At 66.9% G+C, this 20,839-nt stretch carries 23 protein-coding genes and 1 pseudogene; 15 read left to right on the top strand and 9 right to left on the bottom strand.

What is annotated here, in order from left to right; translation table 11 throughout:
- Positions 1 to 43: 43 nt before the first annotated feature.
- Positions 44 to 2,359 carry an ATP-binding protein gene (locus ACWEPX_RS22625; RefSeq protein ID WP_451899202.1) on the top strand — a complete coding sequence of 772 codons (2,316 nt, stop codon included), beginning with the start codon at positions 44 to 46 and terminating at the stop codon, positions 2,357 to 2,359.
- Here ACWEPX_RS22625 and ACWEPX_RS22620 read toward each other — a convergent pair.
- Positions 2,341 to 3,312 carry a nucleoside hydrolase gene (locus tag ACWEPX_RS22620; protein ID WP_451899201.1) on the bottom strand — a complete coding sequence of 324 codons (972 nt, stop codon included), beginning with the start codon at positions 3,310 to 3,312 and terminating at the stop codon, positions 2,341 to 2,343. The genes ACWEPX_RS22625 and ACWEPX_RS22620 overlap by 19 nt on opposite strands.
- Before the next feature lie 219 nt (positions 3,313 to 3,531).
- On the opposite strand from ACWEPX_RS22620, the gene ACWEPX_RS22615 reads away from it, so the two are divergent.
- Complete coding sequence (locus tag ACWEPX_RS22615; protein WP_451899200.1) at positions 3,532 to 3,960, top strand: winged helix-turn-helix transcriptional regulator; 429 nt, start codon at positions 3,532 to 3,534, stop codon at positions 3,958 to 3,960.
- 72 nt (positions 3,961 to 4,032) lie between these two features.
- Here ACWEPX_RS22615 and ACWEPX_RS22610 read toward each other — a convergent pair whose 3' ends face one another.
- Together ACWEPX_RS22610 and ACWEPX_RS22605 are read right to left on the bottom strand one after the other, a co-directional pair.
- Positions 4,033 to 4,221: a DUF397 domain-containing protein gene (locus ACWEPX_RS22610; protein ID WP_451899199.1), complete on the bottom strand. Its 189-nt coding sequence runs from the start codon at positions 4,219 to 4,221 to the stop codon at positions 4,033 to 4,035.
- A 24-nt stretch (positions 4,222 to 4,245) separates the two neighbouring features.
- Positions 4,246 to 5,100, bottom strand: a complete 855-nt coding sequence (locus tag ACWEPX_RS22605; protein ID WP_451899198.1) for a helix-turn-helix domain-containing protein — start codon at positions 5,098 to 5,100, stop codon at positions 4,246 to 4,248.
- 641 nt (positions 5,101 to 5,741) lie between these two features.
- On the opposite strand from ACWEPX_RS22605, the gene ACWEPX_RS22600 reads away from it, so the two are divergent.
- The 3 genes from ACWEPX_RS22600 to ACWEPX_RS22590 are packed head-to-tail and all read left to right on the top strand — an operon-like array spanning position 5,742 to position 6,803.
- A complete protein-coding gene (locus ACWEPX_RS22600) occupies positions 5,742 to 6,038 on the top strand; it encodes a hypothetical protein (RefSeq protein ID WP_451899197.1) in 297 nt (98 codons plus the stop codon).
- Positions 6,013 to 6,465, top strand: coding sequence for a hypothetical protein (locus ACWEPX_RS22595; protein WP_451899196.1), 453 nt, complete (start codon positions 6,013 to 6,015; stop codon positions 6,463 to 6,465). Before ACWEPX_RS22600 ends, ACWEPX_RS22595 begins: the two co-directional genes overlap by 26 nt.
- Positions 6,462 to 6,803 carry a hypothetical protein gene (locus ACWEPX_RS22590; RefSeq protein ID WP_451899195.1) on the top strand — a complete coding sequence of 114 codons (342 nt, stop codon included), beginning with the start codon at positions 6,462 to 6,464 and terminating at the stop codon, positions 6,801 to 6,803. The genes ACWEPX_RS22595 and ACWEPX_RS22590 overlap by 4 nt, the downstream gene beginning before the upstream one ends.
- Before the next feature lie 236 nt (positions 6,804 to 7,039).
- Here ACWEPX_RS22590 and ACWEPX_RS22585 read toward each other — a convergent pair whose 3' ends face one another.
- Positions 7,040 to 7,903 carry a helix-turn-helix domain-containing protein gene (locus ACWEPX_RS22585; RefSeq protein WP_451899194.1) on the bottom strand — a complete coding sequence of 288 codons (864 nt, stop codon included), beginning with the start codon at positions 7,901 to 7,903 and terminating at the stop codon, positions 7,040 to 7,042.
- A gap of 157 nt (positions 7,904 to 8,060) precedes the next feature.
- Between ACWEPX_RS22585 and ACWEPX_RS22580 the strand changes: the two genes are divergently transcribed.
- Positions 8,061 to 8,894 (top strand): helix-turn-helix domain-containing protein, encoded by an 834-nt coding sequence (locus ACWEPX_RS22580; protein WP_451899193.1) that lies wholly within the window; start codon positions 8,061 to 8,063, stop codon positions 8,892 to 8,894.
- Between the two features lie 136 nt (positions 8,895 to 9,030).
- On the opposite strand, the gene ACWEPX_RS22575 is transcribed toward ACWEPX_RS22580, so the two are convergent.
- The 3 genes from ACWEPX_RS22575 to ACWEPX_RS22565 are packed head-to-tail and all read right to left on the bottom strand — an operon-like array spanning position 9,031 to position 12,087.
- Positions 9,031 to 9,489, bottom strand: a complete 459-nt coding sequence (locus ACWEPX_RS22575; RefSeq protein WP_451899192.1) for a PPC domain-containing DNA-binding protein — start codon at positions 9,487 to 9,489, stop codon at positions 9,031 to 9,033.
- Positions 9,490 to 9,491: 2 nt separating this feature from the next.
- Complete coding sequence (locus ACWEPX_RS22570; RefSeq protein WP_451899191.1) at positions 9,492 to 10,553, bottom strand: asparaginase; 1,062 nt, start codon at positions 10,551 to 10,553, stop codon at positions 9,492 to 9,494.
- A gap of 40 nt (positions 10,554 to 10,593) precedes the next feature.
- Complete coding sequence (locus ACWEPX_RS22565; RefSeq protein ID WP_451899190.1) at positions 10,594 to 12,087, bottom strand: helix-turn-helix transcriptional regulator; 1,494 nt, start codon at positions 12,085 to 12,087, stop codon at positions 10,594 to 10,596.
- Positions 12,088 to 12,227: 140 nt separating this feature from the next.
- Here ACWEPX_RS22565 and ACWEPX_RS22560 point away from each other — a divergent pair, with 140 nt between their 5' ends.
- From ACWEPX_RS22560 to ACWEPX_RS22540, 5 genes are all read left to right on the top strand, one after another.
- Positions 12,228 to 13,424: a radical SAM protein gene (locus ACWEPX_RS22560; RefSeq protein WP_451899189.1), complete on the top strand. Its 1,197-nt coding sequence runs from the start codon at positions 12,228 to 12,230 to the stop codon at positions 13,422 to 13,424.
- The gene (locus ACWEPX_RS22555; protein ID WP_451899188.1) at positions 13,421 to 14,053 is read left to right on the top strand and encodes a 3'-5' exonuclease; all 633 of its coding nucleotides are present in this window, start codon (positions 13,421 to 13,423) and stop codon (positions 14,051 to 14,053) included. Before ACWEPX_RS22560 ends, ACWEPX_RS22555 begins: the two co-directional genes overlap by 4 nt.
- The gene (locus tag ACWEPX_RS22550) at positions 14,050 to 14,658 is read left to right on the top strand and encodes an AAA family ATPase (RefSeq protein ID WP_451899187.1); all 609 of its coding nucleotides are present in this window, start codon (positions 14,050 to 14,052) and stop codon (positions 14,656 to 14,658) included. The genes ACWEPX_RS22555 and ACWEPX_RS22550 overlap by 4 nt, the downstream gene beginning before the upstream one ends.
- Before the next feature lie 982 nt (positions 14,659 to 15,640).
- The gene (locus ACWEPX_RS22545) at positions 15,641 to 16,468 is read left to right on the top strand and encodes a RipA family octameric membrane protein (protein WP_451899186.1); all 828 of its coding nucleotides are present in this window, start codon (positions 15,641 to 15,643) and stop codon (positions 16,466 to 16,468) included.
- Positions 16,469 to 16,479: 11 nt separating this feature from the next.
- Positions 16,480 to 16,893, top strand: a complete 414-nt coding sequence (locus ACWEPX_RS22540; protein ID WP_451899185.1) for a hypothetical protein — start codon at positions 16,480 to 16,482, stop codon at positions 16,891 to 16,893.
- Between the two features lie 137 nt (positions 16,894 to 17,030).
- Here the strand turns inward: ACWEPX_RS22540 and ACWEPX_RS22535 are convergent, their stop codons facing one another.
- Positions 17,031 to 17,285, bottom strand: a complete 255-nt coding sequence (locus ACWEPX_RS22535; protein WP_451899242.1) for a type I restriction enzyme subunit R domain-containing protein — start codon at positions 17,283 to 17,285, stop codon at positions 17,031 to 17,033.
- A gap of 455 nt (positions 17,286 to 17,740) precedes the next feature.
- Here ACWEPX_RS22535 and ACWEPX_RS22530 point away from each other — a divergent pair, with 455 nt between their 5' ends.
- From ACWEPX_RS22530 to ACWEPX_RS22515, 4 genes and pseudogenes are all read left to right on the top strand, one after another.
- The gene (locus ACWEPX_RS22530; protein ID WP_451899184.1) at positions 17,741 to 18,118 is read left to right on the top strand and encodes a hypothetical protein; all 378 of its coding nucleotides are present in this window, start codon (positions 17,741 to 17,743) and stop codon (positions 18,116 to 18,118) included.
- A gap of 77 nt (positions 18,119 to 18,195) precedes the next feature.
- Complete coding sequence (locus tag ACWEPX_RS22525) at positions 18,196 to 18,420, top strand: hypothetical protein (RefSeq protein ID WP_451899183.1); 225 nt, start codon at positions 18,196 to 18,198, stop codon at positions 18,418 to 18,420.
- Positions 18,417 to 18,782, top strand: a pseudogene (locus tag ACWEPX_RS22520) (site-specific integrase); the annotation flags it as partial. The gene ACWEPX_RS22525 and the pseudogene ACWEPX_RS22520, both read left to right, overlap by 4 nt.
- Positions 18,783 to 18,996: 214 nt before the next feature.
- Positions 18,997 to 19,368: a tyrosine-type recombinase/integrase gene (locus ACWEPX_RS22515; RefSeq protein ID WP_451899241.1), complete on the top strand. Its 372-nt coding sequence runs from the start codon at positions 18,997 to 18,999 to the stop codon at positions 19,366 to 19,368.
- A gap of 530 nt (positions 19,369 to 19,898) precedes the next feature.
- Here the strand turns inward: ACWEPX_RS22515 and ACWEPX_RS22510 are convergent.
- The gene (locus ACWEPX_RS22510) at positions 19,899 to 20,195 is read right to left on the bottom strand and encodes a hypothetical protein (RefSeq protein ID WP_451899182.1); all 297 of its coding nucleotides are present in this window, start codon (positions 20,193 to 20,195) and stop codon (positions 19,899 to 19,901) included.
- Positions 20,196 to 20,839: the final 644 nt, after the last annotated feature.

Raw genomic sequence — 20,839 nt, 5'->3', positions numbered from 1 at the left:
AATTGTCCCGACTTCCACACCCACCTCCTGCGATGCTGCCTCCGTGCGGGAAGCAGGGGGCAGGGTTGATGCGGCAGGCGAATCCAGGAGCGGGATCCTCCCCGTTCGGCGGGAGTTGAGACGACGCCGTGAGGAGCGCGGTCTGTCCTTGAGCGGGCTCGCGTCCCTTCTGCACTACTCCCGCGGCTACATCGGCAAGATCGAAACCGGGGACAAGCCGCCGACCACCGCGTTCGCCCGGCGTTGTGATGAGGCGTTGGCGGCAGACGGAGAACTGCTGAGCCTCGTCGGTGACGGCGGCATCCCCCGATGCGCTCAGTTGCCCGCGGCCGCCGCGACCTTCGTCGGGAGACGGGAGCAACTCAGCCAACTGAGTCAGGCGCTGGCCGAACCCCAGCAATCCGGAGCGCCGCGAGTCGTAGCGATCGATGGTCCTCCTGGCATGGGGAAGACAGCGCTCGCCCTTCGACTTGCGCATCACGTGAAGGACCGCTTCCCAGACGGCCAGCTTTACGTGAACCTGCGTGGTTACTCCCAGGAGGGGATACCCGCTCGTCCCGCAATCGTGCTCGAGGACTTCTTGGTGTCCCTGGGAGTGCAAGCAGGACGCATCCCGACGAATGTCGACCAGCGTGCAGCGTTCTACCGTTCTCTCCTTGATGGACGGCAGGTGCTCGTCGTCCTCGACAACGCGCGCGATCTCCAGCAGATCAACCCGCTCCTTCCCGCCGCGGACAGCTGCGGCGTGATCATCACCAGCCGCACCCGGATCACCGGCCTGGAGATCGCCGAGGCTCAACGCTCGACACTCGGCCCCATGTCCGACGACGAGTCGATCTCCCTGCTGCGCGGCATCATCGGCACCCGGGACGGCGATCGACCCGGCGTGATCGGGACTCTGGCAGAGCGGTGTGGACATATGCCGCTGGCACTTCGAATCGCTGCCGAGCTCGTGGCCATGCACCCCCACCACGCCGTTCACGACCTCGTCAGCGAACTTGGCGACGAACAGGACCGCCTCGAGGCGCTGGCCACCGGTGACACCCACCAGATCCGCACCGTCTTCTCGTGGTCCTATCGGGACCTTGACGACGCGACTCGCCGCTTGTTCCGCCTACTTGGTATGCACCAAGGGCCCGACATCAGCATCGACGGAGCCGCAGCGTTGACTGGGCTTCGCCCTTCGGTTGCCCGGCGGCTCCTCGACCGACTGGTGTCGATGCACTTGGTGGAAGGTGTCGCTGGTGTCCGCTACCAGATGCACGACCTGCTGCGCGTCTACGCGACCGAACGAGCCGTCGCCGAGGAACCACCCGAGGACCTCAGAGTCGCGGTGCAGCGGCTGGTCGACTTCTACCTGCACGCCTCCTACCACGCGAACGGCATCCTCGCTCCGCAGCGTCCGAACCCCGAACTGCCCGCACCGCGCTTCGATCTCGCGCTTCCCCAGTTCACCGAGTACGACGAGGCGCTGACCTGGTGCGAGCAGGAGCTCGCGAATCTGGTCGGCGCCACCCGCCTGGCCCTCGATATCGGCGAGTACGAGGCGGCGTGGAAGCTGCCAGTCGGCTTGTGGAACTTCCTGTATCTGCGCAAGCGGTGGAGTTCTTGGATTGCTTGCCACCAGATGGGCCTGGAAGCGGCCCGCGAGTGCGAGGACCGCTTCGGCGAGGCGTGGGTCCTCAACAACCTTGCGATGGCGTTCCGAGAGCTACGGCGCTTCGACGAGGCGCGCAACGCCCTTGACCGTGCGCTTGAGGTCAGGCGCGGGGTCGGCGACCGTATCGGAGAAGCGTGGACGCTGACCTCGCTCGGCTTCCTCGAAAGCGACGAAGGGCACTACGAGGAGGCGGCACACCGCTTCCAGCAGGCGTTGGGACTGCGTTCCAGTCTCACGGAGACCGATCGGGACAGGGTTAGCGAGGTCGGCAATCTCCACGGGCAGAGCATCGCGCTGGCGTACCTCGGGGTCGTGCTCAGCGAGTTGCGTCGGTACGACGAAGCACACGACTGCCTCCAGCAGGCCCTCGCGATCGCCCGCCACATCGACGATCGCCACGGAGAGAGCTACACCCTGATCAAGGTCAGCGATACCTATCGCAAGCAACGAAGTATTCCCGCGGCGCTGAACGCCTCAGTCGAAGCACTTAGGATTCGCCGCGAGATCGGAGACCGCTGGGGTGAGGCCGAGGTCCTGCACCACCAGGGCCACATTTTGCTTGACGACGGCCAGACAGTCCGGACGGCCCGAGCGTGGGTCAAAGCCGAGGCCATCTTCGATGAACTTGGCGACCCGCGCGCCAACGATGTCCGGTCGGACCTCGCCCAGCTCGCCCGCGCTCAGGGCGTAACCGGGTAGACAGGCTTGGTCAGCGCGACGAAGAGCCTGTCGAGGAACGCCTGGGCGTCGACGGTCATGGCGACGGACACCGGAGGTCGGCCCCCTGCGAGGCTGCTGGCGATATGGACGTCACTGGACAAACGCCGCAGATCGGTCAGGGTCTGACCCCGGGTGTGCACGCCGGCGAGTTCGACACCGACCACCATCTGCTCATAGGTCCCCAAGCTGGGATCCACGGTCATGGCGGCGGCGAGCGGGTCGTGCAAGGTGGCGACCCGGATGCCGAACATGTTCGTGTAGAAGGCGGCGTAGTGGGCCAGCACCGCGGTCGAGAACTGGGCGCGAGGCTCGTCGGAGGCGCTGAGCGCGTCAAGCCATGCACCGTCGGCACGTGCGGCCTCGGTGACGTTGAGCCCGATCAACGTCATCGCGAACCCGGCGCCGAGGACCAGGTCGGCGGCTTCCGGGTCGTGGTAGAAGTTCGCGTCCGCGTGTGCGGTGAGGTTGCCGGGCACCCCGATCGCCCCGCCCAGGACCACGACGGCCCGCAGAAGGCGGGGCAGGTCTGGCTCCAGCAGCAGGGCCAGTGCGACGTTGGTGAGCGGGCCCAGTGCGAGCAACGTCAACTCGCCTGGGTTCGCCCTGGCCAAGCGGACCAGCTGCTCGGCGGCGGACTCGCCCTGGGCGCCTGGGCTGATCGGCGCGCCGTGCCCGCCCAGCGCGTCCGGGCCGTGAACGAACTCGGCGGTCTCCAGCGGCTGCGCCAGCGGCCGCCAGGCGCCCACGGCCACCGGCACGTCGGGCAGCCCTGCGAGGGCGAGGACGTGCTTGGCGTTCGCCGCGGTCTGGGCTGCAGGACCATTGCCGTGGATGCTGCCCACCGCAACGATCTCCAACTCCGGCTGCGCCGCGAGGTAGAGCAGGGCGAGCGCGTCATCAATCCCCGGATCGGCGTCAACGATCAACCGCACACGAGCCTCCTGGCCAAGGTCGAACAGCCGCGGACAGCGACGGTGTCTCCTTCAAGAGGCGACAAGGCGCACCATCCACCGCCGCCCGTCACGATCCATGATGAGTCACATGCAGAAGGTAGCGGACTCCAACGGAGTCCTCTGCCCGACGACCGGCGATGCCCGGTCGCCACCTGTCAAGGTCGAACACGACCCTCATCAGCTCGAAGGGGGAGCACGATGAACCAACTGAACACCTCACCCGTGAACCAGCCGCCCACGGGCGCCGTTCGCCCGAGCGGCCACTACTGGCGGGGACTCCACGAGTTGACCCACATCCTCGACGGTGAATGGGTGCCCGCCATCCTCGCCACCCTGGCCCGCGGCCCGCGGCACTTCACCGAGATCCTGACCGCGATCCAAACCACCGGCATCGGCCAACCAGACCCCAAGCGATGGCTGCACGACAGCATCCTCGGTCGAACTCTCCGACGCATGGAAGACAACGGCTTGGTCAACCGACACGAGGTCGCCGCGACCTTCCCGAAGTCCACGACCTACGAACTCACGCCCTGGACCATCGACCTGCTGTCGGCGCTCATGCCCGCGGTCTACTGGACCATCAGGCGTGCTGGAACACCCCTGCCCCGCTCGCTCGCCGCTGTATGACCGTGCGGTGGGCAAGCACTCCGCGATGCCATCAGGCGCGGTTCTGGGAACCGCGCCTGATGGCATGCTTACTCAGCGTTCGCCGATCCGGCCGGTCTTGGCAGCGTTAACCAGGTCCCTCAGATCGGTGATGACCAGCATGCCGCCCCTGGGGTTCTTGCTGTCCCGGACGGCACCGATGGCCGCGACCTCCACGCAGTCACCACCGTTACCGCCGCTGAAGCTGCTCTTCCGCCAGCTGATGTGGGATAGGTCCGGCATCTCCGGCGCCTCCCTTTCTCGTGCTCACAGTTCCCGCCTCACAGTATGGATCAGGGCCGCCGACGCCTTCGGCGACAGCGCCGCCGCGACGAGGTGCTCCCACACGTGGACGTACTGCTGTCGGTTCGGGTCGTCGGCCTTGTCCAGGTAGCTCGCGCTCGTCAGGTCCTCCTGGTAGACGACGTCGACACCGACGGAGTCCGCGAAGCGCAGCAGGACGAAGCCGAACCCGGTCGCGGCGTGCGCGCCAGCGGAGAACGGGGTGACCTGGACTGTGATGTTCGGCCGCTCCGCGAGATCGAGGATGTGGCCGAGCTGCGCCTGGAGAACATCTCGACCACCCACCTGGGTGCGGAGGACACCCTCCGACATGATCGTCCAGAAGTGCGGCGCGTCGTCGTCCTGCAGCCGCCCCTGTCGCGCCACCCGTGCACGCACAAGTTGGTCCACCTCCGCGATCCCGTGGAGCGGGCTGGCCAGGGTCACAGCGCGTGCGTAATCCTCAGTCTGCAGCAGCCCGGGGACCAACTCGTTGTCGTACCTCCTGATCTCGGTCGCCACCTGCTCCAAGTCCCGGTATCGGCGGAACCAATCGGGGACCGACTTCCCGTAGGTGGTGCGTGGACGGCGCTTCCGGGTGTCGCGGGCCATCTGCTCCAGTTCGGCAGCCTGCTTGGCGTCGACCTTGAACATGGCGATCAGTTCCCTGATCTCCAGGGCTTGCACGCCGACCAAGCCGTTCTCGATCCTGCCGACTTTCGAGACCGAGCAGCCCAGCCGGTCGGCGACCTCATCCCGGGTGACTTTCGCATCCTCGCGCAGCTGCTGGAGCGCCCTGCCGAGCTGCCGCTTCGGCACGGTCGCGTTGCTCTCCGCCATCCCAACTCCTCAACGCACGCTGTCGCGCGATTGCACCATCAGGGTGAACTCTAACAGGACCGGCCCGTCCGCTAGCTAACTTGCATGTGCAGCTCTACATTACATCTGCCGGTTAGGTTACGCCGGTGGCCCGTCCCGCGGCCCTTCACAGTTCCCAGCCGCGGGACGGGTCGAGAAACGCAAGGTTCGGAAGGGTGAGGGCAGATGCTCCTAGCGCTCAGACCGGCGTCGTGTCGACTGCCGCTCGCCGTGCTGGCCAACGTCCTCCACGCACCCGAACTCGACACCGCAGGCCCCGCATGCGCGGCCGCAGAGCGGTTGCGCACCCGCCATGCGCCCATGCGGCCGGGTGTCTTCCTGGCCGGTCCGTGCGCCGGTGCCCCCGCTGTCCCAGCCCTACCCGGGACAGGCTGCGCACGGACCGGCCTTTCAATGACTGCCCGGCGGCCGGAGACGGCACCCCAGCCATCCGCCCGTCGGGCCCGCCAACCGGACACCGAGTCGTTCGTACGGTCGCCCATCACTTCCTCCCGCACCGTGGTGCGCCTGGGCGACTCGGTGTCCGCCTCCAATGGGTTCGTGCCATCCCATCGCATCTCTTCGCTGGCGCGACGCCCGCTGCAGAACGAAGGGATAGGACCGTGAGGCGACGAAGGACGCGGATCTCCATCCTCCTCATGCGGTGGGGCTGGACCCGCAACCCGGATTCGTGGCGTATTCAGTGCCGAAACGAGCTGGGCAAGCGCACGTATGTCCTGGTCGAACTGGGCGACGACGGAGTCGTGCTGCGCCCAGCGCAGCCCGGCCCACTCAACATCGGCCTCCTGAATGTCGGTCGCCTGCGCATCGCTCTGCGCGAAGCCGTCACCACCTACTCGAAAGTCCGCGGTCTGGACGCTCCCGAGGAGGTGGATGACCTCGGCCAGCACGCAGCATGAGAACCGGCCGACGATCACCGAGTTCCACGACTACCGATCACTGGGATGGACCCCTGCGGAGTTCGACGGCCAACTCGTCGCCCCGGCCGGGACGTGGTTCGACATGGTGGCGATGCCAGCGGTGATCGCCGACTCGGTCCTCGTGGAACTGGCGATCGCCATGATGCCCGCCGCCGCGATTCACGACTACGACCAAAGGCGGACTGGGGTGTTGACGGCTCCCTGCCTGCGAAGGCCACTGGCGGTGCCCAACGACCTCAGGGCGGCGAAGATCGAGCCCGTTCCGTCGAATGCGCCGGTCCCGCTGCCCGACCCGAGGTCACGTCGGTACCGCTGGCTCCGTTCCCCCGATCAGATCCGGCAGCCGCCGCTCTGGACCACGGTCGTCGCCATCACGCGGCGAGTCCTCCACGCCGCGCAGCCATGACGATCGACGGAATCAGCCGCACCCTTGTGTGGACCCTCACCCTACGCCGCACCGCCCGTGGCGGACTGACGCTGCACAGCGGCAACTACGTCAGCGACTACGGCTTCCCCGTTCCCAGCTGCATAGCCAGCGGAGCGCTTGAGCTGCTCGACGCCGACTTGATTCGCCCCGGGGCTGACACCCACGGCTGGCATCAGCGTCGCCTGCACCTGACACCTTCCGGCCAGGATGCCCTGATGGCGCTGATCCAGTTGCATCCGCGGGTCAAGCTCGATCCTCCGCAAGCTGTGGCTGAACGCATCATCACCGGCCTGCGAAACCTCCCGAGGTCACTATGACAGACTCCCTCCTCGGACTGGGCTGGGCCGTCAGCGGCTACTACCGACACCGAGCACATCTCGTCCATAGAGGACAGAGCTTCGCACTTTGCGGCATGGCCGTCCATTGGCACCTGGCCACCAGACCCCACGGCCCCCTCATCTGCCCGGAGTGCGCGATCTTCCTCACCGGCTCGCTGTTTCCCGTTGACGAGCGCGCTCACTGAGCCGACTCTCGACAGGAAGGAAAGACCTCCTCATCTAGGAAGATCCCGCCTGCAGGTTCCGATCATCTTCATGGACCGCGTCGGAGAAAGGGCCGCTGCGACGACTTGCTCCCACACCCGAACGTAGTGCTGACGATTCGGATCACCAGGCTTGTCGAGGTAGCTGGCGCTGGTCAGATTCTCCACGTAGACCACATCCACCCCGACAGCATCGGCGAAGTTCAGCAACACGAAGTTGAACCCCGTAGCCGCGTGCGCACCCGCAGCGAACGGCATCACCTGGATCGTGACGTTCGGGAGTTCGACCATAGCGAGCAGGTGGTCGAGTTGGCCCCGCAGCACGTCACAGCCACCGACGCGCGTCCGCAAGGCCGCCTCCCCGATGATCGCCCACAGTCTGATCGGATCCTCAGCCACGAGTCGCCGCTGCCGCGCCAACCGAGCTTGCACCAGGCTCTCCACCCCGGTGGCCCCGTCCCGCGAACCTGCGACGACGAGCGCGCGGACGTAGTCCTCGGTCTGCAGCAGCCCTGGAACCAAGTCCGCCGCATAGCAGCGCCGTTCCGATGCCGTCTCTTCCAAGTCCCGATAGCGGCGAAACCACCCCGGCAGCGCCTTGCTGTAGGTCGTGCGGCGACGCCGCTTCCGCGCGTCCCGCGCAAGCCGTTCCAACTCGACCTGCCGCTTCGGTTCCACGCCGAAGGCCTCGACCAGAACCCTCAACTGCGCCGCCGGTACGCCGACCAGGCCGTTCTCCATTCGACTGACCTTCGAAACAGAGCACGCGAGCAGTGCGGAGACGTCCTCACGCGACATGCCAGCAGCCTTGCGCAACTCGTGGAGGGCGCGGCCGAGATGCCGCTTGGGAACGATCGAGTTCCTCGCCTCAGCCATCGCACTTCCCGTCCCCACGTCATCGGATAGCCCGCATGTCGATTTGCATCTTACTCAACCTTGTCATCAGCTAGCTAACTAGCGTGTGCAGGTTTAGGCTGCACGTGTTCGACGATCGCGGTCGCAAGACCTCTGGCTCGTAGCTGATGGGTAACGGATGAAGAACATGGATCGCAGGGCCTCATACGCGCGGAACCGGATGTTGGGTGCTCAGCTGAGGGCTGTCCGGCTCGGACACACGCGGCTGACATTGGAGCAGGCGGCGGAGCTGGCCCGGATGTCGTTGTCGTCGTTGAGTCGAACAGAGAACGGCAGGCGGCGAATCACCAGCGAGGAGGTCGCTGGACTGCTGGCGTTGTACGGCGTGTCGGCGCAACTTCGCGAAGCGATCCTCACCCTGGCGCGGATCGATGAGCGGGCGGGGTGGTGGCAACCGAAGCTCGAGGGCGACCTTGCGGCCGCGGATGCCTTGGCCAGCTATGAGCGCGACGCCCACGTCATCACCGAGTGGGTGATCACCGTCGCCCCGAAACTCCTGCAAACCGAGGCCTACGCCCTCGCCCGGATGCGCGCCGAGGGCATCAGTGGGGATGATGCGGCTGCTCACTGGGAGGGCCTGCGGCAGAAGCAGCAGCTTCTCCAAAGGGTGGACTACACGGTGTTCATCCACGAGTTCGCCCTCCGCACCCCGTTCGGCGGCGCGGCCGGTTTCAAGGAGCAGCTTCTACGTCTGATCGACGCCTCGCACCGGGGGGTGGGGGTGCGGTTGGTTCGCACTGGCGCGCCGTTGCGCGCCCTGGCCCACTCGTGGCTGATGCTCGAGTTCCCGAGGGATCCCGCGCTCGTCTACTTGGAGCTGCAGGGCAGCAGTGTCTTCCTGCACGAGCCCGCGTCGGTGGTGTACGCGGATGTGCGTGAGGAGCTTCGCCGGAACGCCTGTTCGGTTGCCGCTACCCGCACCGCGTTGACAAGGTTCGTCAACCGATTCTGAGCGCACCACGTACCCAACTGGACAACAACCTCTGGCTGCAAGTGCGGCGTTGTCCACGACCCTCCGGCCAAGGTGGGCACCTCAAGGTGGTGTCGACCAGCGGACGGCTACGACAGTGGCTAGGGCACGCCGATGCTCATCGGAAGCGTAGGAGCGGTACGTCGTGGAGGTCGGGTTGGCGTTCGCGGCGCATGGCCGGGTGGGTGACCTCGATGACGAGCATCTCGGTGAGGAAGAGGACCTCGGCGCGCAGGAGGTGACTGGTGTAGCCGGTGGCGGCCCGTTCCTTGAGGCCGACAGCGACGTGGATGTGCGGGTGCACCTGGCCGGTGTCGGCGTCGTAGGCCAGGGTGCCGCCGCCGAAGGCCTCGACGTTGGTCAGGTGGACCTTCGTCCAGACGGGGGCGGCGGGATCGTCGAGCTTGTCGCAAGTGCCGACGATGTCGACCTCGGCGAATCCCGCGATGAACGAGGGGATGTAGCCGTGGCGGACGTCGTTGACGCGGCAGAACTCCGAGAGCGCGGTGAAGAAGTCCTCGCCGTGGTCGAAGGTGACGCCGAAGGTGCGTCCGAGGGTGAGGTCGTGGCTGCGCACGGTCAGGGCTCCTGGTTGTCTGCCTCGGCGGTCCAAGGCCACGTGTTCGAGTGGGCGTGCCCACCTGCGGCGTCGAAGGCGGTCGTGATGGTGGCGCGGTCGGCTCCGACGGTGAGCAGGGTGTGGAGCAGGATCCGGGACTTCAGCGGGTCGAGGAACCCGGCGCCGATGAGGCCGTGGGCGATCAGGTCGCTCTCACTGCCGGTGAAGGCGTAGGTCGATCGCAGGGTGGACCCGGCACCGGTGCGGGAGGCGAGGACCACCGGTATCCGTTCGGCGATCTTCGCGAGCAGGGGCACGAGGTCGGTGGGGACGTGGCCGACGCCGAACGCGGCCACGACAAGCCCGTCGAGACGGTTGGCGGCGGCGTCGATGAGGGTCCCGTCGTCTCCGAGGGCGATGGTGGCCAGACCGACCCGCATGCCGGGCAGCCGCGGTTCGGTGGGGATGACGGTGCGGTGGCTGAGCCGGTTGTGCAGGCGGGGTCGGCCCTCGAGGACCACGCCGAGTGGGCCGCCGTTGAGTGACTGGAAGGTCGCGCCGCTGGTGGAGTGGGTCTTACGGACTCGGCGTGCGGCGTGGATCTCGTCGGCGAGCACGACCACACAGCCCTGTCCGCGCAGCTCCGGGCTGGCGGCGGTCCGGACCGCGGCGAGGATGTTCGCCGGTCCGTCGGCTCCGGCGAGGGTGGGGTTGCGCATCGCGCCGGTCACCACCAACGGCTGAGGGCGGTGGTGGAGCAGGTCGAGCAGGTAGGCGGTCTCCTCGATGGTGTCGGTGCCTTGGGTGATCACCACGCCGTCCACGTCCCCGCGATCGAGCCGGGCGGCGATCGTGTCGGTGAGGTCTGCCAGGTCGTGGAAACTCAGGGAGGCACCGGGCTTGCGGCGGAAGTCGACGACGTCGACGGTGACGCTGGCGGCGGCGAGACCGGGGACGGCGGCGACAAGTTGTTCGGCCGACAACGCGGGGACGACTCCCCCGGTGTCGTCGCTGGTCATGGCGATGGTGCCGCCCAGACCGAACACGACGACCCGACGGCTGGCTGGCTGGGCGTCAGGCACCCTGGTCCTCCCGGGCCACGCGCGGACAGTGATCGGCAGCCTACTGCCCGCCGTGCTGGCCGCTGAGGGCACCGACGAAGCGGCAAGCCTTGTCCAGCCCCGCGGTGGACAGCAGCCTGCTTCGCGGCTGGGTCAGGCCAGCGGTGCCGTAGTCGCCGATGTCGGCGCAGCGGCGAGTGAGCCATGCCCAGTCCACGTCGAGGTAGTCGGCCAGCGCCCGCAGTCGGGCGGGCGGAGTCGCCCCGGCGATCACCGAGTGGGCGTTGGAGTAGCCGTGGGCGTCGGCGAACTCGCGGAGGACGGGCCGGGCGTCGGTGACGTCGACCTGCCAGATGCTGTCGTGGCCGACCCAGTTGGCCACGATCGCGCGGCGCCGCTGATCGAGGGCGAACCCGGCGACCGAGCTGTACTCCGGTTCAGCACACACCTGCACCTCGATGCCGAAGGACTCCATGAGCGCGACCGCGAGCAGCAGCAGGATCCGTTCCCGGTGCGGAGAGTCGGCGACGGTCCGCGGCGGGATGCAGAAGGTGCGGGTGGGGTTCGTGTCCGTGCCGGCGAAGTGGGCAGCGGTGCTGGCCAGGTAGCTGTACTTGTGGGCGAACAGCAGCCAGGTGCTGGCTTCCTCTCCGCGTTGCTCGCGCGTCCAGAAGGCGGGTGCGTCCCACAGGGCATGGGCATGCTGCAGGATGTGGCGGGCGCAGAAGTCCGATCCCAGCCACATCCGCGACACCGCGCCCAGGCCAGCGTCCAGATCATGCCCGCCGGTCGAGCGGGTCGTGCCGTCGAGACCGCGCAGGCGCGCCTCGACGGCGGCCAGGGCGCTGTCGTCGTCCAGCAGGGCTTCGTCAAGGTTTGCCACGGCCCATAGCACGCCCAGGGTCAGGTCATCGAGTTCGTAGGCGCCGGGGATAAGCAAGGGCGCACCTTCGACGGCCTTCGCCAAGCGGAGGCGGGCAGTGCGATTGTCGACCGCGAACAGCCGCGGACCTGCGGCGTCGTCGACCGAGCCGACGACCAGGGTTCGGCCTGGGCGGCTTAGCACCGCGGTGTCGGTGCGCCTGGTGGGGACGCGCACGACGATGCGTCCGTCGTCGACCGCCGGGTAGCTGGCGGCGGTGATGGTCGACCCCGCGAAGAACCGACCCGCAGGGGCGGCGATGCCGAACCGGTTGCCCTCTTCCCACCCCGTTGTCGGGGAGGCAAGGGGGTCGGCGGAGGCAAATCCCGACAGTCGGGCTGGAGCTGACGCGGCGGGTACAGCCTGCCGCAACGCCCGCTGCATGGCTCGCGCCTGCTCACGCAGGACGAGCAGTCCTCCGCCCGCCCCGAGGCGGGCGTCGAGCGCGCGGACCAGCTCCAGCGACGGCAGGTTGGCACCGACGCGCTCGGCCAGGGACACGTACTGGCGGGTGTAGCCCACCTGGGCGGCGAGCTGGTTCTGGCTCAGACCTGCGGCCTTGCGCAGCCGCCGGATCTCGGCGGCCAGCGCGGCGGTGAATCCGCCGGAGTCGGCCGGGTTGTCCTCGGTCACGGTGGCTCCCGCTCACCTCGTGCCAGTGAACACGGCAGGGCGGCAAACACCTGCTGTAGCCGACTTGCCTCGTTCCGCGATCGTAGCGGGTCCTGGTCCTCTGGTCGGGTACCACCGACCGCTCATGATCGGGAGGATCCGTGACCACGACGGCTGACGAAGCGCCCGCGACGCTCTCCTCGCTCAAGACGCCCCGCCGGTCTCTGCCGCTGCTCGGCGTGGATCAGCGGGGCAAGGTCCGGCCGGAGCTGCTGGACGTGATCGAGTATCGCAAGTCCGGGTTGAGTGTGAACTGGATCATCGGTTGCCCGCTGGACTGCGGCTACTGCGTGCGGCACCTGTTCGACAACTTCGACATGAAGATCCCGCGCAGGCTCCTGAGCGAGGCGCAAGCGGCGGAGATGTTGGTCGGGCACCAGTACTTCGTCCCGCACATGACCCCGATCCAGCTGCTGAACCGGGCCACCGACCCGATGCTGCCCGCGGTCAAGCCCCACACCCTCGCGATGTTGCGCGAGCTCGACGAGCGAGGTCTGACCAACCACGTTCTGGTGATCACCCGTTGGCGTATCGAGCCCGAGGACTGCGCGGTCTTGAATACGTTCACCAACATCAAGCTCACGATCCTGGTCACGCACTCCGGCATCGACGACGCTCGCGTCGAACCCGTCAACTCGACCATCGCCGCAGCCTCGCTGCGCACCGCCTACGAGCACGCCGAGAACTACCGGGTGGTGCTGTACTGGCGGCCCATCGTGCCCGGGCTCAACGACACCGACACCCACATCGCCCGAGCGATCGAACTGAGCCACCACGCCCACGCCACGGTGTTCACCGGCCTGTTCTTCAAGGACCAGATCCGCGACTACTACCAGGCCCACGGCCTGCCCGAACCCTACGCGGACGGCGCCCGCCGCAAGTTCTTCCCCCACGACCTGGAGCAGCGGATCCTCGCCCACACCGCGCGCCACCCAGCGGGGTCACCGCTGTTCCGCAAGACCTCCTGCGGGGTCACCTACGCCCACCGGGTGGCCGACTACAACGGCCACTACGGCATCCGCGAACTGTGCGACATCTGCCCGTCCCGGCAGGTGCAACGCTGCGCGAAGGCGTGGAACCGGCCCGACGAACGGCGGGTCGCCACCACGGCAGAACGGCTCGGCGGCAGGCTGGTCGAGGTCAACGACCGTGCCGTCGTGGTCGCTGGCCTCGACGAGCAGCCCCGCTACCTCATGCAGCACGCCTTGGGCTACCAGGTCCACGACGTCACCAAGCCCCACCACCGCAACCAACACGGCCGCGCCGCCACCCCGACCGCCACGGAGGACCCACGATGACCGCCCCAACCCCCGAGCTGCCCGCGGCCCTGCGCGGGCGGCGCTTGGTCGTGGTCGACGTCGAAGGAAACGGCCGACAGCCACCGGAGATCATCGAACTCGCCGCTCTGCCCGTCGACGACACCCACCGCGGCCTCGAAGCCGACATGCGGACATGGCTCATCCGCCCCCGCACCCCGATCAACCCCCTGGTCACCCGCAAAATCCACGGCATCAGCAACACCGACGTCGCCGACAGCCCCGCCTGGGCCGACGTCTCCGACGAGATCGCCGCACTGCTGCACGACCGGGTCCTGGTGGCGCACAACGCCAGCGTCGAGTTCACGGTGATCACGGCGCACCTGCCGCACTGGCGGCCGCCGATGGTGCTCGACACCCTCAAACTCGCCAAACACCTCTGGCCCGATCTCCGCGGATACGGCCTGGACAAGCTCGCCGCCCACACCGGGATCGACCCGGCCGGGTTCGCCGCGTCCGGCCACCACCGCGCCGCCTACGACACCTGGTGCGCCTGGCGCCTGCTCCTGCACCTAATCGACGACGGCCAACTGGACTGGACCGGGCTGCTCAAGACCGCCGCACTCCCCGCCTTCGCCCCACCACCGGAACCCGAGGGCGGGCTGTGGTGACCACCCCCGAGGTCGAGAAGCCGGTCACCATCGCCGTGCTCGGCGCCCACTCCACCGGCAAATCCACCTTCCTCGCCCGCCTCGCCCACGACCTACGCCGCCACCACATCACCGTCGCCACCGTCGCCGACCTCGGCCAAGCAGCACAACGCATCGGCCTGCCCATCCTGACCAACCACACCTGGGCCTCCACACTCTGGATCATCACCCGCGGCATCAGCGAAGAACTGCAAGCCTGGCCGCACTCCGACGTCGTACTCATCGACCGCCCCGCCCCCGACGCCCTCGGCTACTACCGCGCCGCCCTCGACTACCGCCAAGATCAACCCGACCCCACACAGACCGCCAAACTCGAAACCCTCGTCCACAACCACAGCGACCACTACGACCTGCTCTTCCGCACCACCCTCGACCCCACAATCCCACTCGGCGACAACAAGACCCGCGACAACGACACCAAATTCCGCCTCCTCGCCGACAAACACCTCGGACACGTCCTCCACGACCTGCACCTACCACACGAACTGCTACCCGCCGACGGCCACGACACGGCGCTGGACAAGGCCATCAACCTCGTCACCACCCAGCTCACCACCGGCAACTGATCACGAACCGGACCGACGCCACGCCGACACTCGGCCCCGCTCCGCCCCGCTCCGCTCCGCTGCCCAGCGTCGGGAACCTGGACCACCACGATCCCGACCCGGGCAACCCCACGTCCGACTGACGGACCGTCAGGCCCTTTCGCCTGGCCAGACAGGGGCTGCCTCCTCCGTATGGTCGACGGGCCGCGGGTGGGGCTCTGCGACTAGCAGCGCCGCGGGCACACTTAACGCCAAGCCCCCCATGGGCCAACTTCCGCGCTCCCTCAGGCTCCTCCGAGGCGCCGATCGTGCGGGTCAACGGCGCGAACAGCGGCTTCGAGCAGGCTGATGGACTCGGTGATGAGGACCTCCAGCGACGGGCGGGCGGCCAGGTCCATGCGCGCAGGGCCGCAGGTCGAGGACGCCGGACACGGGTAAGACGGGAACACAACATCGTGATGGAGACCGACCGACCACTGGCCTTAGGCGATCCCATGGAGCTGGTCGGCAAAGCGGCGCGGCGGAAGGTCTCCGATCCGCGCGACATTGCTGGGGTGGCGTGGCGCGGTGTTTCCCGACATGCGGCTGTTCGGCAGCGTGGTTGCGGTCGTGGCCGTGCTCGACGACGAGGTGCATGCTCAGCGCTGCGCGAGCGGTTGGGGCCTGTAGTCGATCGGACAGAGATCGCCATGTGGTCGTGGCCGGAGAACCGGTCGTCGGCGCCGTCACCCGCAGTTCACATCGCGGGTGTGCTGGTCCATGGGGACCGGTGGCGACAGGCGATCAGGACAGCGGCGGGGTTCGGGGGCTTCGGTTCGACCGGCGTCATAGTCGACAGCGCGCGGCAGTCGACCGGTTATGATCGGCTCCCAGGCTCCGACATCGAGAGTGCCCGCAGGCGCTGCCGGACGGTGCACGAGATCATCTACCATGCCTAACGTCAGCAGCCGTTGGTGAAGAGCAGAAACATCGTGTAGATGGATCCGCCGCGCAGGGAGTTCACATGCCATTTGGCCCCCGCAAGAGACCCTCACCTGGATCACGCAGACCTTTTGTACAGTTTTTCACAGCCATTGCCGCGATCATAGCGACCGCATATGCATTCATACGGTGGCGCGCCGATAACACTCACGGGGGTAAGTCGAGCTTACATGCGCCTGTAGGCAACAAGCCCTCTGTAGATGATCAAAGATTCTACGCTTTCGATGAGTATAAGATGTACTACGAAACCACAGAAAAGGTAACTGAGCATCGTCAGACAACCAACCGTTGGAACTATTCAGTAGCCATTGCACTACTAGTAGCGATCGCTTTAATGTTCAAGTGGGCTGCCGACAAGCCCGGAAATTTGATCGTTGGCCTCATCGGGGTCGTATCTCTATGCACATTGGCAGTGATTTTCTGCTTTCTCTGGCTCAATGAGATCGAATCCTTCAAGTCTTTGAATGGCGCGAAGTTTGAAGTGCTCAACGACATGGCACCTAACGTACGATTTGAAGACGTCGAAGCTACATCCTACGAGCCGTTCCGCAGGGAGTGGGAAAGGTTGACGAAATCGAAAGGCGCGAAGTCGATTAAACTTTTCGGCGGACGAGTAGCATTGAAATCGTCTGGACCTGAATTGTTCTTTCCTCGCGCCTTCGCAGTCCTCTTCATGGCGATCGGCGCCGTGATGGTGACTGCGGTAACACTCGGGTGGGGGCAGGGCTCTCGGCCGTTCTCCCCATTCGCGACCACTCCTCCATCATCCTCCGTGACGGTCAATCCTACCCCTGGCCCGCCGTCCACCTCTATCGTGCCCAGTAGTTCACCGGTCAGCCCAACGCCGTGAGGTTTACCAAAATGGAACGTAGCGTATATTTGATAGCCCCTGTCGGATCTGATCCGACATATCGGAACAAACGGGCTATTGTGGAAAGGCTGGCAGATAAGCAGGGGGTATCCGTCCACTTCCCGATGGATGGAGTACCCGCAACTTCCGACAGTCAGTCAACGTTGCCAACAGCTGAAATGGTTGAACTATTCAGGAAGGCGGGTCGAATTATCGCCGATCTATCCTTTGAACGTCCCAGTTGTTACTATGAGTTGGGTGTTGCCCAGACTGTGCGCCGCGATGTAGTGCTGGTCGCTGAAGTCGGCACCAATCTGCATCAAGCTGAAGGCAGATCAGAAGCCTTCTTCTATCACGACTTGAAGCAATATGCCGACTTCCTGGACCAAGTGATCCGGCAAGTTAACAGTTACGGTCATGGTTGAGCCGAGCGGGTCACCTTAGTGCGGCATTCGACGGCGTACCACCACCGGCAAACGTCTTGATCTGTCTCGCGGCCACCTCATAACAGAGCCGGTTCACCCTGGAACCGTTCGCGCCGAGTGCGGACTGATGATCGCGCCTACACATTTCCAAATCGGATGATCCGGAGCAGGCCACGATTGCGCATCGGCTTGTCCAGGTACATCGCGTAGAGCACCGGGGCGTCGTAGCCTGTCAGGAGCTTGTCGGTGACGATGAGGATCTTGGGCTCTTGGTCCGCCTTCTTGAACAGCTTGCGGACCCCTCCTCGCGCGTCTCGGCGATCTGGAGCTTGGCCACGGCCGGGCGGTCGACGATGTCGTTGACGTTCTTGGAGTAGATGACCTTCGGCCACTCGGGCGGCAGGTCGACCCCTATGGCCTGTGGAAACACTGTTGACCACAAATATTATCGAACGTCCGTTCCATGTCCGCTCGACACGCTCGTCGAGTATCGGACCGTTCAGCAGTGCCGATGTGGACGCCGTCTTGGCCGACGTCAAGGAAGAGGAGATCGAACGCTGATCCCCACGGGCCAAGCTCCGAGTCCGGTTGGGTGCCGGTCGGATGATGTCCTGAAGCCCGGTATTGGGAGTGTGAGTTCTGCAGTTCTGAAGTGAGTTGATGTTCGGTAGTGGGTTGGTCTAGGACGTAGCAAGAGATCTGGTCTGCCACGTGGCTGGGGGTTGCCGCTGCGGAACGAGTTGGTTGGGTTGCGCGATGATCTACGGGTGACGAGTTCCCAGGTTCCGCAGCCCGAGCGGCCGCCCGCCCGATGAAGCCGCCCTCCAAACGGGCGGTCACTGCCGCGGTGGGCGGGGTCGTGGTGGTGGTCGGCGGGCTGCTGACCCTGCTGTGGCTGCTGACCCTGCTGTGGCTGCTGGTCGACGGCGGCTCCCCGCAGGCGCCCACCCAGCTGGAGCTGGTGCGCGTCGGGCTGACCATCCTGCTGGGCACCGGCGGCCTATACGGCCTCTACCTGGCATCACGACGGCAACGCTCCACCGAGATCGCCCTAGCCCAGAAACAGCAGGACCAAGCCGACGTCGCCCGCGCCTACGAGCTGCAGCGCGAGACCGCCGAGGCCACCCAGGGCGATGCCGAGGCCCGCCGGATCACCGACCTCTACACCAAAGCTGCCGACCAACTCGGCTCTGACAAAGCTCCCGTCCGCCTCGCCCGTCCATGAGCGATCACACCCACGGAGACCAGTCCCCATCCCATCGGTCGGCCGGAGCCAAGCTCGTCCGCTCCGCCAGGGAGGCGATGGAGAACCTCGAGCAGGCCGGGTCGGCGGAGGCCGCGGCGAGCGAGGTGGCCCGGGCGACGACCAACCTGCTCCAAGCGCTCTACTTCAAGCTGCGGCACGGACACGACCAGGCCGCGAAGCTCGCGCAGGCCGCGGCCGCGCGGACGCTGAAGCAGACCAAGGCGCTGCAGGACCTGGCCGATGTGCTGGACCGGGTGGCCCGGCATCTGGGCGACCGGTGAGCACCGAGACGGTGGCGCTGGCGCCGCTGGCCTCGGCGGCGCTGGTCGCGGTGGCCGGGTCGGCGGCGGTGGCGCACGAGCTGGTCGAGCGCGCGGCGGGGGAGTTCCCCGCGGTCCTGGAGCTGGGGGAGCGGGAGCGGCTGCTGGTCGCGGCCTGGCTGTCGAGCCTGCGCTCGCCGCGCACCCGCCGCTCGTACCTGCAGGACGTGCGGGCGTGGCTGGCCTGGTGCGAGGAACGCTGCGTCGACGTGCTGACGGCAGGCCGGGTGCACGTGGACCTGTGGGTCGGGGGCCTGGCCGATGCGGGGGCGGAGGCCTCGACGACCTGCCGCCGCCTGTCCGGGGTCAGCTCGTTCTACCGCTACCTGGCCAAGCACAACCTCGGCCCCGGCAACCCCACCATCGGCGTCGAGCGGCCGACCGTGGACCCGGACCACACCTCCACCGTCGGCCTGGACCGCGAGGAGGCCCGCGCCCTGGTCGCGGCGGCCGACGCCGACACCGGGCCGCAGCGGCTGCGCACCCGCGTGGTGATCCGGCTGCTCGTCTACAACGGGTTGCGCGTCGACGAGCTCGCTGGCGCCCAGCGTCTGCGCGGCGCTCGAGGACTACCTCACCGACCGCGCCACCCACGCCGGGATGCCCGTCGACGAGCTCGCGGGGCCGTTGGTGGCCACCCGCAACGGCGGCCGCATGACCCAGGGCCAGCTGTGGGAACTCGTGCGACGCCTGGCCAAGGCCGCGGGCATCCCATCCTGGGAGCAACTGTCCCCACACAGCCTGCGCCACACCGCCATCACCGCCGCCCTCGACGCCGGCGTCCCGCTGCGCGACACCCAGGACTACGCCCGCCACCGCGACCCCCGCACCACCCGCCGCTACGACCACAGCAGGCACAGCCTGGACCGCTCCGCGGCCTACACCGTCGCCGCCTACCTGGCCGAATAGGTGTAGACGGCTGCAGTCATCACCTTGCTAGGGGCGCGCGATCCAGGCCGATGGGCCCAAGATGCAGGGCGTCGATGCCGAGCGTCAGGACGATGCCGACCAGGAGGGCAAGAAGCACGACGACGACGGCCAACAGTCGAGTAATACTCGACCAGTCGCGGGTGAGCCGGTGGAACAGGCCGGGCCAGGTGGCCGGGTCGGGCTCTGGACTGGGGTGACCTGTGCTTGGGGGCCGCGCGGGCTCGCGCGAGGTCCTATCGTTCACGGAGGCGGACATCCCTTGTCTGGTGGCTGCCGGTTTGGTTGTTCGTTCTCTCGGTGGTCTCCGTTGCCGCGGGTGATCACCGACTTGGTTGCGACGAGCGGACTCGTCTCCGCGCCGCATAGCGCATACCTATCTTGACCTGCGGGTTTGGCTGCCATTGATCGACGAGACGACTGTCGACTTCGCCGTGATCTTGCGTTGGCCACGCCAGTTAACGGCGTGGCTTCAGCGGGCGGCCAAGTGGAATCGCTAGCCTTCCGGAGAGCTACAGAGGGGGATTGCGATGCCTCGCCCGTTCACCAAGCCGCAGAACGTCCTCGACGAACGTCAACCGCTCGTCGACATCCTCTGGCGCTTCTACATCGCGGCCGGTCGCCCCTCCATGGCCCGCATCGCTGAAGCCATCGAAGAACTCGATGACAGCGTCCGGACGGGGACCGCGAATCACGAGACGGTACGACGCACCCTGCGCGGTACCGCTCTCGGAGCCTGGCAGACCGTCGAGGTGATCTTCCTGGCGTTGTGCGAACTCGCCGACGTCGACCCGGACGACAAAGAACACAACCGATGGAGCTCGCCGATGTCGCACCGAGCGCGGCTACGGGCCGCCTGGAACGAAGCACGCGACGGGGAAGAAATTCCTGACCTTCCCCTCACTCGAACTGAACGGGCCCGCATCAAGGCCACTCAGCCTCAGGGGCCCCCGACGACCCGTGGGGACCGGCACCCGCACGGAGCGGCGGCTTCAACGACGAGCCACCGTTCTAGCGGCGCTGGCTTCATGCTGTGCCAGCAGCACCTCGTCGTCCGACCCGGCCTCCAGGTGACTGATCACGGCAAGTTCAGCGAAGTCAGGCGACTGACCGGCGCAGCCGCTCGCTTCGTCACCAGTGCCATCCACTGCCCTGGCAGGTCTCACACAGTTCGCCGGTTCGTTCGTCACGGCCTTCGTCGCAGTCCTGCGCGCAGACTCTGGCGTCGGGTGGAAGCTCCATCTCGTTCATGCCGACGACGATGGGGGGCCAGTGTTACCCGACCTTGGCGGCGCGGCGGGCGGTGGCCTGCGCACGGTAAGGGTCGGTGGGTGAGTGGACGCCGAGTCGTCGTTTGCGGTGGTAGCGGCTGCCGCGCCACAGCCTGGACCGATCAGCGGCCTACACCGTGGCCAGCTACGTGGGGTTGACCTGGGGAAACAGAACTGGAGAA

The organism is Actinokineospora sp. NPDC004072 (assembly GCF_053604195.1).
This window is presented reverse-complemented; position numbering and strand designations above follow the sequence as displayed.

Coding starts and splice junctions, on each gene's coding strand:
- ACWEPX_RS22615 (WP_451899200.1), top strand. CDS start 3,532: ATGAACCAACTGAACACCTCACCCGTGAACCAGCCGCCCACGGGCGCC.
- ACWEPX_RS22610 (WP_451899199.1), bottom strand. CDS start 4,221: ATGCCGGACCTATCCCACATCAGCTGGCGGAAGAGCAGCTTCAGCGGC.
- ACWEPX_RS22605 (WP_451899198.1), bottom strand. CDS start 5,100: ATGGCGGAGAGCAACGCGACCGTGCCGAAGCGGCAGCTCGGCAGGGCG.
- ACWEPX_RS22595 (WP_451899196.1), top strand. CDS start 6,013: ATGACCTCGGCCAGCACGCAGCATGAGAACCGGCCGACGATCACCGAG.
- ACWEPX_RS22590 (WP_451899195.1), top strand. CDS start 6,462: ATGACGATCGACGGAATCAGCCGCACCCTTGTGTGGACCCTCACCCTA.
- ACWEPX_RS22585 (WP_451899194.1), bottom strand. CDS start 7,903: ATGGCTGAGGCGAGGAACTCGATCGTTCCCAAGCGGCATCTCGGCCGC.
- ACWEPX_RS22580 (WP_451899193.1), top strand. CDS start 8,061: ATGAAGAACATGGATCGCAGGGCCTCATACGCGCGGAACCGGATGTTG.
- ACWEPX_RS22555 (WP_451899188.1), top strand. CDS start 13,421: ATGACCGCCCCAACCCCCGAGCTGCCCGCGGCCCTGCGCGGGCGGCGC.
- ACWEPX_RS22545 (WP_451899186.1), top strand. CDS start 15,641: ATGCCATTTGGCCCCCGCAAGAGACCCTCACCTGGATCACGCAGACCT.
- ACWEPX_RS22540 (WP_451899185.1), top strand. CDS start 16,480: ATGGAACGTAGCGTATATTTGATAGCCCCTGTCGGATCTGATCCGACA.
- ACWEPX_RS22525 (WP_451899183.1), top strand. CDS start 18,196: ATGGAGAACCTCGAGCAGGCCGGGTCGGCGGAGGCCGCGGCGAGCGAG.